This window comes from Paenibacillus sp. FSL H7-0703, from assembly GCF_038003485.1.
Taxonomy (GTDB): Bacteria; Bacillota; Bacilli; order Paenibacillales; family Paenibacillaceae; genus Paenibacillus; species Paenibacillus polymyxa_B.
This window is the reverse complement of the sequence record NZ_JBBOPF010000001.1, coordinates 580,319-594,464: the sequence shown is the minus strand read 5'-3', so window position 1 is coordinate 594,464 and position 14,146 is coordinate 580,319. Positions and strand designations below refer to the sequence as shown.

Sequence of the window (14,146 nt, the reverse complement as noted above, 5' to 3'; positions counted from 1 at the left end):
TCCAGTATACTCCAAGGTTTTTTACACTTCCAAGTCTACTCACACACCTGACTTTTGATCTCAATCACACCACGAATGGAAACTCCATAACCAATTCACTTTTACAAGTCGATTACTGTTTTTTTGGAAATCCGTTTTGTTTCTTTTTGCTGCATCTATCTCTACATCTCGATGTCTCCATACATATGTACATTAACACCTGAATCGTAAAAACATTTTTGTTTTGCCACATCTTTGTGGGGAGGAAAGGGGTTTGGTATGAATCGCATTGCTTTGGTTTTTCCAGGACAAGGTTCTCAGTATGTAGGAATGGGAGCGGCATGGCATAGCGATTTTAATGAAGCGGATCGTTTGTTTGAAGAGGCTGCTGATATTTTGGGATATGATCTGAAAGCTTTATGCATGGCAGGTCCGATTACCCAGCTATCCAGAACATTCTATACTCAGCCTGCACTGCTTACGATCAGCGTCATTGCATTTCGGCGTTATATGCATGAAATCGGGATGATCCCTGAATTTTCAGCAGGTCATAGCCTGGGTGAATATTCAGCGCTGGTAAGTAGCGGTGTTCTAGCCTTTGGCGACGCTTTACGACTGGTACAAGAGCGGGGACGCTTCATGGAAGCAGCCGCAGAGGCCGGTCTGGGCAGCATGATTGCCATTCGCGGAGCTGAGTTGAACGCCGTGGAAGAATTCTGTCGTCTGCACTCCACAGTCGATCAGCCTGCTGTCATTGCTTGTTACAATTCGCCCAATCAGTATGTCGTCTCTGGTCATCATACGTCGGTAGCTATGGTAGCTGGCAAGTTAGAACAGCGGGGAGCCCACATTACTCGCTTGCAGGTTAGTGGTCCTTTTCATAGTCCGCTTATGCAGCATGCTGCGGACAGGCTGACCATCGAGCTGCAAAAATACACTTTCCATGAAGCGCTGTGGCCCGTGATCTCCAATGTGACCGCTCTGCCATACCCCGATGTTGACAGCATCCGTCAAGGATTGATTTTGCAAATGACTCACCCGGTTCGCTGGATTCAAACCATGCAGTATATGGCGAATCGTGGCGTGGAACAAGGCATCGAGTTAGGTCCACGAACGGTGCTGAAAAATTTGGTGAAGGAAATAAACACTACCATTGAATTTCTGTCCGTGGATAGAGACTTGGATCGCGTTGAACTGGAACGCCGCTTCTCAATTCGTGATTGGGTTGCTCGTTCCCTTTCACTGGCGGTATCTACCCCCAATGCCAATTGGAATGAAGATGATTATCGAAAGGGTGTTATTTTACCTGTTCAAAGACTGGAAGAATTACTTCGAAGCTCTGAATCAGGGAGCGGTTCACCTCCTGCTTTTGAGCAAAGACAGGAGATTTTGGAGTGTATTCGCCTGGTGTTGCAAACCAAACAGGTCTCCGAAGGAGAGCAGAAAGTAATGCTAGAGCAATTGAGGAGGGATCAGGATGGAACAGTTTCAAACTTTAACTGAAATCATTCAAGACCGTGCAAGCCGGGATGAGAACGGAATCACCTTTATTTCTGGTGATAAACAAGAGGAATACGTATCCTACTGTAAACTTCTGGAGCAAGCATCACAGGTACTTTATGAATTACAGGAAAAAGGGATACAGCCTGGCGATGAGCTGATCATGCAGATCGACGACAATCATACCTTTGTGAATGTATTTTGGGGTTGCCTACTCGGTGGAATCGTCCCTGTTCCTGTAAGCATAGGGAATAATGATGAGCATAAAATGAAATTGTTTAAAATCTGGAATACACTTTCCCGCCCTTATATGATTGCAGATGACAAGGTATTGGAACAGTTAGAAAAATACTCGCACCAGCACGAACTGCTGGATTCCTTTGAGCCCGTTAAAAAAGCGACTTTTTCAAGCCATATATTCGATTATTCCAATCAGAGTAAAGGTGTTGCCCATATACCCAAACCGGAGGATTTAGCTTTTATCCAATTTTCCTCAGGTTCTACAGGTGATCCCAAAGGAGTCATGCTGACGCATGAAAATTTGGTTTACAATATTCGGGATATTGCAAATCAAACGGGCATGAGCTCCAAGGATGCTTATTTGGGCTGGATGCCGCTTACGCATGACCTGGGATTGATCGCATTTCATTTAACCTGTGTGATCGCTAATGCCAAGCAGTTGATTATGCCAACGGCACTTTTTATCAGACGCCCGTCTTTATGGCTAAAAAAAGTATCGGAGCATAAGGTGACTCAAATATGCTCTCCCAATTTTGGATATAAATTTTTTCTCGATCAGTATAAACCCGAAACAGCAGCTAACTGGGATTTGTCAAGTGTCCGTATGATCTTAAATGGAGCTGAGCCCGTATCTGTGGAGCTTTGTCATGGGTTTATGGATGCAATGAGTGTTCACGGTTTGAATAAAAATGCGATGTTGCCTGTCTACGGGTTGGCAGAGGCAAGCGTGGGCGTTTCCTCTCCACCTCTGGACAAAAGTACCTTTATCCCCATTCATTTGAATCGACAGCAGTTACACGTAGGTGAACCTATAGAAGAAGTGGACAAGTCCGACAAGCGGTGTCTTACTTTTGTGGATTTGGGGTATCCGCTGGCTAGTACCTCTGTCCGCATTTGCGATGAACAAAATCAGGTGCTCGAAGATGGGGTGATTGGACACACACAGATCCGCGGCAAAAATGTGACATCCGGATACTATAACAATCCAGAGGCTACCGCGAAGGTCAAAACAGAGGATGGCTGGCTTATCACCGGCGATTTAGGGTTTATGCGGAACGGCCGCCTGACTATTACCGGTAGAGCCAAGGATATCATTTTCGTGAACGGACAGAATGTCTACCCGCATGACATCGAGAGGATTGCCGAGGAACTGGATGGCGTGGATCTCGGGAAAGTAGCTGTGTGCGGTGTACATGATGCGCAGACCAGGCAGGATCGTATTGTTGCCTTTGTGATGCATACGAAAAAGATAGAGCATTTTGTACCGCTTGTACAAAAGCTGAAAAGCCATCTGAATTACCGGGGAGGCTGGAATATTCAGGATATAGTTCCGATACGGCGTATTCCTAAAACAACCAGTGGAAAGGTTCAGCGCTTCAAATTAGCCCAGAGTTATGAGCAGGGCGAATTTAATGAGATATTGACAGCACTGGCTGAGGCCACGCAAACCGTGCAAGCAGCTGAGCGTGCAGTCTTGCCTCAAGGAGAGATAGAACAGAAGCTGATTGGAATCTGCCAGGATATTTTAAATGTAAAATCGATCGGGACGGACGATAGCTACTTTGATATCGGAGTGACTTCCTTGCAGCTCGTTCAAATTGTGGACGTGTTGGAGGATCAATTAGGGATTCATATTGAGGTGACGGACTTCTTTTCCTATCCGACCATCGCCAAGCTTGCTGCATATATCTCTAGTCAGGGCATGAGCAGCGATCCGGCTGCAACAGCACAGTCCGAGGCCAAGGAGGAAGCAAATGTCCGGGATATCGCCATCATCGGCATGTCAGGCAAGTTTCCTCAAGCGGAAACATTGGAGCAGTTTTGGGCGAATGTGGCATCAGGGGCTGACAATATCGGCCCGTACAGCGATGAAAGAAGAAAAGATGCCGAAGATTTCATTTCCCGTCTGAATACGAAAGGACGGAATATGCAAATTGCAGAAGGCGGCTATTTGGATGAAGTAGACAAGTTCGATTACTCCTTCTTTAAGCTGACTCCACGGGAAGCCTCACTCATGGACCCGAATCAACGGTTATTTCTACAAACAGCCTGGAGCACGATTGAGGATGCGGGGTATGGGGGGAAGCAACTGGCAGGCCAAAAGGTCGGCGTGTATGTTGGCTTCTCCAAAACCAGCTTCGAATACGAGCGTTTGTTGTCCGAGGTGGAACCGGGCGCGCTGCCGAACTTTGCCATTGGTAATTTATCATCCATTATTTCCAGCAGGATTGCCTATTTGCTCGATCTAAAAGGTCCGGCGCTAACCATTGATACAGCATGCTCTTCATCACTCGTGGCAGTGCATTTGGCCTGCAAATCCATCCTTAGCGGAGACTGCGACATGGCCTTGGCTGGTGGAGTGAAGACCATTTTGCTGCCGCTGAAAGCGGGCATTGGCATGGAATCCTCCGATGATCGAGCACGCGCCTTCGACGACCAGTCGGACGGAACAGGCTGGGGTGAGGGAGTTGGAGCCGTTTTCCTGAAGCCGCTGCGCAAAGCGGAACAAGACGGTGACAACATTTTAGCCGTGATCAAGGGAAGTGCTATCAATCAGGACGGCAGCACGATTGGTATTTCCGCGCCGAATGCGCTGGCTCAGGCAGAAGTGATTTTGCAGGCGTGGCGCGATGCACGGATTGATCCTGAAACGATAAGTTATATCGAAGCACATGGCACCGGAACCAAGCTGGGCGATCCGGTTGAGATTGACGGCATTACCAAGGCTTTCCGCAAGCATACACAGCGTAAGCAGTTTGTGGCGATCAGCACGGTCAAAACGAATATCGGTCATTTATACGAAGCCGCCGGAATTGCGGGCTTGATCAAATCCGTATTGTCCATGAAGCACCAACAGATTGCACCGCTCGTTCATTTTCGCACACCAAACCAGAAGATCCATTTTGAGGAATCCCCGGTATATGCCAATACGAAGCTGCGGGAATGGAAGACGAACGGTTTCCCGAGAAGAAGCGGGCTGAGTTCCTTTGGATTCAGCGGGACAAACTGCCATGTGGTGCTGGAGGAATATATAGCGAAGACGGAATCAGACCAAGCCTCAACGGACAGCAACAATAGATCATCACCACTGCTGCTGACCTTGTCAGCGCGGAGTGAATCCGCTTTGCACGAGCTGGTCGGGCAGTACGCAGAACGGTTCGGACGTGCGGAAGAACTCGTGATGCAGGATGTATGCTATACGGCTAACACAGGCAGAAGTCACCTGAATCACCGGATTGCTGTGACTGCCTCAGGGGCGGATGCGTTGAAAGCGAAGGTGCTTCAGTTGCACGAACAAGGCAGAGTCGTCGAAGGCGTATACACCGGGAAAGCGGATAGTACAGGTGGCGCAGAAATGGTCACTGGAAGCTTGGACACGTTGCAATCACTGGAGCAACTGGCTGCCAAGTATGTGCAAGGAGCGCAGATCGATTGGAATGCCCTTTATGCAGGTAAGCACTATAAAAAGGTTTCTCTGCCTACGTATCCATTCGAACGGAAAAGATGCTGGATTAACGTACCCGAACAGGTTCGAACGGAACAGAAGGTACCAGTTCATGAGAACTCAACAGTAAAGGAGTCTGGAATTATGGGGAACGAGTATTTAGCGCCAGCATCTGCTACCGATCAGCACAAATCATCTATTCTTCAAAAGTTAGCGAAAATGATCGGTAACTTGTCCCAACTCAGCCTGGAGGAACTGGAGCCACAAACACATTTTCTGGAGCTTGGGCTGGATTCCATTAATTTGTCCCAGGTTCGCCACAGTATCAAGGATACCTTCGGACTGGACGTTCCAATGAACGAATTTTTCGAATCGTTGACCACGCTGGAGCTGTTGGCCAGCTACGTAGCCGAGCGGGTGAGCATTTTCACTTCCGCTGAAACCCCGGTTCAATCTGTGGAAAATCGCCCAGAAACAACTCTGAATCAGGTTGATCATGCAGCTTTCCCGTTAACCCAACCGTCTCATGAATCCGCTGTTCCGGCTGCCACATCCGTTTATGCCATAGATACGGCTGGGCAAACACGGGCTCAAAGCTTTCCAATCGCTACAGCTTCTGCGGCTGTAGAGCGAATTTTGGAGCAACAGCTACATCTGATGTCACAGCAGCTCGATGTTCTCCGGCAACAGCCATCTGCATCCGTAATAGCTTCCGAGCCATTTAACCCGGAAACGGGCGTTTTGCTATCAGCAAGTAGTGAAGGTGCGCAGATCATCCGTACCGAATCCAAGCAGAAAGTCGCGGCTGCATTAGCACCAGCACCATCCGTAAAGGCTGTTTCCAAGCAGATAGGCAATGAAGCCAAGCCGTATACGCCTTATAAAAAGCTGGATGTTAAAGCACGTGAATTGCTTTCGCTCCGTCAGGAACAACACCTGCAAGAGCTGATTGAGCGCTACACGGCCCGTACGCGTAGCACCAAACAGTACACCCAGCAGTATCGCTCCGTATACGCCAATAACCGTAATGTGGCTGGTTTCCGGCCTGTTTTGAAGGAAATGGTGTATCAAATTGTATCCCAACGTGCAGACGGGTCTAAAATCTGGGATCTGGATGGCAATGAATATGTCGATTTGACGATGGGCTTTGGTGTAAATCTGTTTGGACATAATCCAGCCTTTATTCGTGAAAAAATTGAGAAAGAACTGAAGAACGGCATGTGTATTGGCCCCATGTCCAACATGGCTGGGCAAGTCGCCGAGCGAATGTGCAAGATGACCGGTGTGGAACGGATTGCCCTGTATAATTCCGGCACGGAAGCCGTCATGGTCGCGCTCCGTTTGGCACGTGCTGCCACTGGACGAGCTAAAGTCGTCATTTTTGCTGGCTCGTATCACGGTACATTCGACGGGGTGCTGGCACTGGGGAGCGCGGGTGATGACAAGGAGCATTCGACACCTCTAGCTCCAGGTATCTTGCAGCATATGGTGGACGATGTCGTCGTGCTTCATTATGGGGCGGACGATTCTCTGGATTATATCCGCACCCATGCGCATGAACTGGCCGCGGTTATCGTGGAGCCGGTACAAAGCCGCCGACCAGATTTTCAGCCTAAAGCCTTTTTGCAGGAAATTCGCCAGATAACGGAGCAGTCGGGTACTGCCTTCATTTTTGATGAAGTCATCACAGGCTTCCGGATTCAGCCCGGAGGAGCCCAAGCGTGGTTTGGGGTACAAGCCGACCTCGTGACCTACGGTAAAATCATTGGCGGCGGGCTGCCCATCGGCATCGTAGCCGGAAAAGCCGCCTTTATGAACGGGATCGACGGAGGCACGTGGAGCTTCGGAGACGATTCCTATCCGCAGCATGAGCAGCAGCGAACCTTTGTGGCAGGAACCTTCTGCCATCATCCGCTGGCAATGGCTGCATCCTTAGCGGTGCTGGATCATTTGGAGAAGCATGGCGAGCAACTGCAAAATCGCTTGAACAGCCGCACCTCGGCGTTAGCAGCGGAGCTGAACAGCTATTTCACTGACGAACAGGTACCTATGAAGGTCGTTCACTTTGGCTCCCTATTCCGCTTCGTGCTCAAAGGCGATTTGGAGTTGTTCTTCTATCACATGCTGGACAAAGGCATCTATATCTGGGAGGGACGAAACTGCTTCTTGTCCACGGCCCATACCGAGGAAGATATTGCGCGAATCGTAGAAGCGGTCAAAGATAGCGTGAACGAGCTGCGTAAAGGGGGATTTTTACCGGACCCGCCCCCGAATGGAAACGGCCCGGGACCGGGAAAGCAACCTGTACCTGTAACCGTACCTCCAGAGGCTGAAGCAGCAGAAACTATTATTGCGTTAACTCCAGAGCAAAAGCAGCTTTGGTTCGCTTCTGTTTCAGATCGAAGTGACTCTCAATCTTTACACGAAACCGCCTTGTTGCGGTTTCGTGGTCCACTTCAGCAGCAGGCGTTCAACCAAGCTGTCCAGACCATTGTAAACCGTCATGAAGCCTTACATATCTTTATGAGCGGCGATGGGGAAACTCAGGTGTTCGCTCCTGTGATGAAAGCGGAAATCCCGCTTCATGATTTTACCAGTTATCGCCCAGATGAACAGGAACAACATATCCGGGCATGGATGATCAAGGACAGTGAAACCCCATTTGCCATGACGCCAGGCGAGCCATTATTCCGGATTCATCTGCTGAAAATATCGGATGAAGAGCATCTGGGTGTTTTTACGTTTCATCATTTTATCGCGGATGGCTGGTCAATCAGTGTATTCATTCAGGAATTGGAACACATCTATTCTGCGCTTGTCCGACACGCTGACTACAACCTTCCCGATCCAGTACCTTTTCGGAATTACGTTGTTTGGCAGCAGGATCAATTGAAAGCAGGGAAAAAAGAGGCCCTTGCTTTTTGGTCGGCAGTGCTAGAAAAGCAGCAGCCTGTCCTCCATCTGCCATCTCCGGTGAGGGGAATACAAATTCCGTCTTCCAGAGGAAGCAGACATACCATAATGCTCGAAACGAAGCTCGTTAAACAATTGAGATCTGCCAGCATAAAGCTAGGCAGCAGTCTTTTTATAACGCTGCTGTCCGCCTTTCAGATTTTTCTACATCGCCTGACAGGGCAGCAGGAAGTAACGGTGGGGGTTCCCACCGCAGGACAATCCCATATGGACGCCTTCTCTCTGATCGGCAACTGTGTCAACTTGCTTCCGATGATCAGCGAAGTGCGTCCTGATGCTACTTTTACGGAGCATGTCCAAACGGTCAAAAAGCGCATGAATGAACTGGACAGATTTCAAAAGTATAGCTTTGCCGGACTCGCTGAGCTGGGGCTGAGGCATTTGCCTGTCATTAACGCTGTATTCAATATGGATCGACCGATTCCGCGTTTTCAATTCCATGGACTGGAAGCAGAACTCGTTGAGAATGAGGTGTCATTCAGCAAATACGAGTTGTTTTTGAACGTGACAGAGGCGCAGAAACAATTACGTCTTGATTTCGACTACAATTTGGATCTTTTTCAGCCAAACATTATCGAAGCCTGGTCAGGATATTTCCTGAATCTGCTGCATTCCATTGTAGAGGAAGAAGGGGCTCGCGTTTCTACGCTGACTTTACTCCGTGCGCCGGAGAACGAACAACTTCGAGCTGCATGGGCAGCAAATACCGATGCCAACGGAAACTACCTTTGCGTCCTCGATGTCTACAAGCATTTGGCACCTGTTGGGACAGCAGGGGAGGTGTATCAAGCCTCAGTAGCAGGTCTGTTGGGAACGACCCGGGAATGGGCTTACGTGGAAAACGATGGCAAGCTGCGGCATATTGGAAATTTGAATCGGACTATCCACATTCGCGGACATCAGGTTAATCTGGGGCAGTTGGAGAAACATCTACTGCAAACTTTCCAATTGGAGTCCTGCGCCATTACACCGCAAACGGACGAAGCTGGAAAAGTCTCATATATAACCGCCTATGTGGTCGCAAACGCATCGAAGCCATGGGAAGAAGACGCACTGAAAAAGGCTGTAATCGAAATTCTTCCAGATTATACGCAGCCTCGTTTTTGGATTCCTATGGATCATATTCCTCTTCTGCCGGATGGTCAGCCTGATCTACAGGCTTTGCCAGAGCCGGGACAAGCAAGTGTATTCACTAAAACATACACCGCTTCTGAGAACCACGGCGTAGAAGATCAACTCGTGAACATTTGGAAGGACGTTCTGAATGTAACGGATATCAGCTATGACGATAACTTTTTTCAACTGGGCGGTGATTCACTAAAAGCGACGGTCATTCTGTCGAGAGTCAATAAGGAACTGGGTGTACACATTCCACTTAGCCACATTTTTGAGCTGCAAACGATTGCAGAGCTGGCTACATATATTGCGGGTGGAACAAAGAAGACCTACGAACCGATTGTATCTGTGAAATCGCAAGCCTTCTATCCGGTATCTTCTTCCCAAAAGAGAATGTACGTGCTGGATCAGTTGGGAGGTGGAAAAGCCTATCATGTACCAGGTCAGCTTTTCATAGAGGGAGATCTGGAGGTTCCCCGCTTCATTGAAGCCGTTAGGGAAGTTATTTTGCGTCATGAATCCTTTCGGACGTATTTCGATCTGGAAGACGGAGAAGTGGTACAAAAAGTTCGGGACACGATTCCATTCGACATCCCGTGTACCCGCATTTCCAAGGAAGAAGCAAAACAGGCTCGGACCTTGTTTGTTCAGCCTTTTCACCTAGGAACAGCTCCTTTATTCCGCGCCGAACTGTACGAATTTATCGAAGGTGGCTTCATACTGTTAGTGGATATGCATCACATCGTGTCCGATGGTTTCTCCATGGCCGTGCTGCTGGATGAAATCATTCAACGGTATCAGGGCAGACAGCTTGCGAACATTCAGCTTCATTACAAAGACTTTGTTGCTTGGCAGAAGCAGCAGATCACTGACGACGCATTGCAAGCGCATGAATCATATTGGCTCCAGACCTTGAATGGCGAGCTTCCTATACTGAATATACCTACGGACTTTTCACGTCCACAAACACAAAGCTTTGAAGGTGACAGCTTGACCGTCACCTTGGAATCCAAACTTACTAACACACTCTACAAATTGGCCCAAGATACCGAATCTACGATCTTTATGGTACTTTTGGCGGCTTATAATGTCCTGCTGGGCAAATATTCTGGTCAAGAGGACATTATCGTGGGTACACCTGTTGCCGGAAGACGGCATGTGGATACGCAAACGATGATTGGCATGTTCGTCAATACGCTGGTTCTTCGCAATCAGCCGCGATCTTTTTTAACGTTCCAATCCTTTTTGCAGAAGGTTAAGCAAAACTCGATGCTGGCACTGGAGCATCAGGAATACCCGTTTGATGAGCTTGTAGACAAACTGGAACTGGTACGCGACGTAAGTCGAAACCCGGTGTTCGATACGATGTTCAGTTTGCAAAATGTCGGCACAGATGTTTTGGAAACAGGAGGAATTCGTTTTAAACCGGAAGAATTCAACGCGGGTATATCCAAGGTGGATTTTTCATTGCATGTGACCGAGGAAAAAGAACGTTTGTCCTTCACTTTGGAGTATGGCACAAAGCTGTTTAAACCGGAGACCATCCGACGGCTGGCAGAGCATTTTGTGCGAATTTTGGAAACGGTGACGCAGGATGTCCGGGTACGGTTGGCCGATATTACGATCGTATCTGATGAAGAGAAGCAATTGCTGCTAACCGGTTTTAATGATACCGTCGTACCTTTCCCGTACCATGAGACAGTCCACGGGCAGTTTGAAAAGCAGGTCGTACAGACGCCGGATCATATAGCATTGGTGTTCGGAAATCAGCGGCTGACCTACCGGGAGTTGAACGAACGCGCTAACTCACTGGCACGGGTACTTCAAGCGCATGGTGTAGGACCCGATAAGCTAGTTGGTCTGATGGTGCAGCGTTCGGCGGAAATGATTATCGGTCTGCTGGCCGTGCTAAAAGCGGGTGGCGCTTATGTGCCTGTCGACCCTGAATATCCGTCAGCCCGTATTGAATATATGCTGAGTGACAGTGAGGCTGCCGTACTCCTGACCAGTCGCGATCTGGTAGGAGAACACCATTACAGCGCCAACACCCTGTTTATTGAAGATGAGGAAGTATATCAAGGGGAAAGGACCAATCTGGAAGCCACTGCTCAGCCGGAGCATCTGGCTTACGTCATCTATACTTCTGGCTCAACCGGAAATCCGAAAGGAGTTATGCTCCAGCATCGCTCGGTGCTGAATTTTATTACAGGAATGCGTGAAGTGATCGACTTTGCAACGAACAAAACGATTTTATCGCTAACCACTATTTCGTTCGATATTTTCGTTTTGGAAGCGATTCTGCCGCTGCTAGGCGGAATGACCGTCGTGCTAGGCGACCGCCATCATCAGGTCGATCCTCAGGCACTTGGCGAACTGATTACTGCACATCATATTGACATGCTGCAAATGACGCCATCCCGGCTGCACATGCTGCTGAGTCATGAGGAAGGCTCCCGTGCGCTGCAAGGTGTACAGGAAATTATGGTTGGGGGAGAAGCGCTTTCACCCAGGCTGCTGGAGGCATTGCAGAAATTGAACGGCCCCCGTATTTATAACATGTACGGACCTACGGAAACGACGGTTTGGTCGGCAGTGCAGGAACTTACCCATGCCAATCAGATTGACATTGGACGCCCCATTGCGAATACGCACATTTATATCATGGATGCGCAGAACAGATTACAGCCAATCGGTATACCGGGCGAGCTATGCATTGCAGGGGAAGGGCTGGCCCGTGGCTATTGGAACCGCGAGGATTTGACGGCAGAAAAATTTGTGGATAATCCATTTTCAATAGGGACACGAATGTACAGAACGGGTGACCTCGCTCGCTGGAAAGCAGATGGAAATCTGGAGTTTATCGGCCGAATCGACCATCAGGTGAAAGTACGTGGATTCCGGATCGAACTGGGTGAGGTTGAAAATGCTTTGATGAGCCATTCTGCAATTCAAGAGGCTGTCGTCACTGTATATCAAAACAAAGAGCAAGAATCCGTCTTGTGTGCCTACATTGTATTGCATACAGAAGAAACACCAAGCTTAACGGTCATTCATGAACATGCCGCCAAGTTGCTCCCGTATTATTCGGTTCCGTCTTACTTCGTGTTTCTGGATCGGATACCGTTGACACCGAACGGAAAAACCGACCGAAAAGCATTGCCGGAGCCTGAAAAGCTATTGCGACCGGATGTGGCCTATGTAGCGCCGCGAAATGATGTGGAAGAAGCTTTGGCCGCCGTATGGCAAGATGTTTTGGGACGCGATCAGGTGGGCATTCAGGATAACTTTTTTCTGCTCGGAGGCGACTCGATTAAAGCAGTTCAAGTCATCGCACGCATGCGTCTCCACGGGTATTTACTGGATATCCGACACATACTGGAGCATCCGTCCATTGAAATCCTGAGCGGCTATGCAGAAACATTGTCCCGTCCGATAGAGCAAGGTCCGATAGATGGAGAAGTACCACTGACACCGATACAACGACATCTACTCGATGGGTTTGAACGGCATCCAGCATCCGAGGCACTTCCTGCCGCAATGTCGGTACTGCTGTTGGCAAAGTCGGGCTTTGACGAGCAACCATTGCGAGCCGCATTGAAGAAAATCGTAGAGCACCACGATGCTCTGCGTCTTGGCTTATTACAACAGGCTGACGAGTCGGTTACGCAAGCTCACAAAGGACTGCATGAGGAGCTAATCACGCTGGAGGTACTGTCGCTTACGGGAACGGAAAGCGAAGCACGCAGCCACATGGAAGCTGAATGTCAACGGATTCAAAGCAGCCTGCGGCTGTTTGAAGGACCACGAGTTCAGGCAGGGCTTTTCCGTCTGGATAGCGGAGATCATCTTTTCCTTGCTGTAGACCCACTAGTGGCTGACGCCATTTCATGGAATATTTTGCTCGAAGATCTGGCAACAGGCTACGGACAAGCTCTGGATGGGGAAACGATTGTTTTACCGGACAAAACGAACGCTTACCAAACGTGGGCAGAGCATCTTGAGCATTATGCGAATAGTAAAGAGCTGCTCAAGGAGCAGGACTATTGGAACAAGATAGAGTTGTCAGAGTGGAGAACGCTTCCCAAAGACCATGAAGTCATTACGGATTCTGGGTCGGAGAGACAAACACATCAGCTCCACCTGCAATTATCAACTGACGAAACCCAGCATCTGATGACACAGGTCAATCATGCCTATAATACCGTGCCGGAGGAAGTACTGCTGTCCGTACTGGGGCAAACAGTGTCCGAATGGTCAGGACAAGAACGGATTGCACTCTACGTGGAGAACCCTGGCCGAGAGCAGGCTGAAACAAATTCGCTGGATATCTCCAGAACGGTAGGGCAGTTTACGTCCGTGTATCCAGTTGTACTGGACATCAAATCTGCGGATGATATAGCGCTGTTGCTCAAGCGTGTGAAGGAAACGGTTCGGCAGGTTCCAAATCACGGATTGGGCTACGGTGCATTGAGATATCTGACCGAAGCCAGCAATCCAACGGATTCTAAACGTTTTCGTCATCCGGAAATTGGTTTCCGTTATATAGACTCCCCACACCCGGAATCGGTTTATTTTTCAATATCGCCGCTGCAAGCTGAAATTGGACCAGGTACCAAGAATGTGATTAATGGTTCATCTTATGCTCTTTATATGGATAGCCGGTTGGAGGACGGAAAATTAAGTATCCGTATATCCTATGACAGGAATGCATATGAAGAACGCACGGTCAAACAACTTTTCTCCCGCTTCGAAACACACCTGTTGAATACCATTCGTCATTGCCTTGATCAGTCCGGTCAGGAACTGACACCAACAGACGTAGGGGCAGATGATCTGGATTTGGAAGAGTTCGAAGAGATGAAGCATTTTTATGAAAGCCTATAAATATTCGAT

At 48.8% G+C, this 14,146-nt stretch carries 2 protein-coding genes; both read left to right on the top strand.

Features of this window, described 5'->3' with window-relative positions; translation table 11 throughout:
* Positions 1 to 258: 258 nt before the first annotated feature.
* Positions 259 to 1,482 carry an ACP S-malonyltransferase gene (fabD, locus tag MHB46_RS02105; protein WP_341161438.1) on the top strand — a complete coding sequence of 408 codons (1,224 nt, stop codon included), beginning with the start codon at positions 259 to 261 and terminating at the stop codon, positions 1,480 to 1,482.
* Positions 1,457 to 14,137, top strand: a complete 12,681-nt coding sequence (locus tag MHB46_RS02100) for an amino acid adenylation domain-containing protein (protein WP_341161437.1) — start codon at positions 1,457 to 1,459, stop codon at positions 14,135 to 14,137. Before fabD ends, MHB46_RS02100 begins: the two co-directional genes overlap by 26 nt.
* The last annotated feature ends 9 nt before the right edge of the window (positions 14,138 to 14,146 follow it).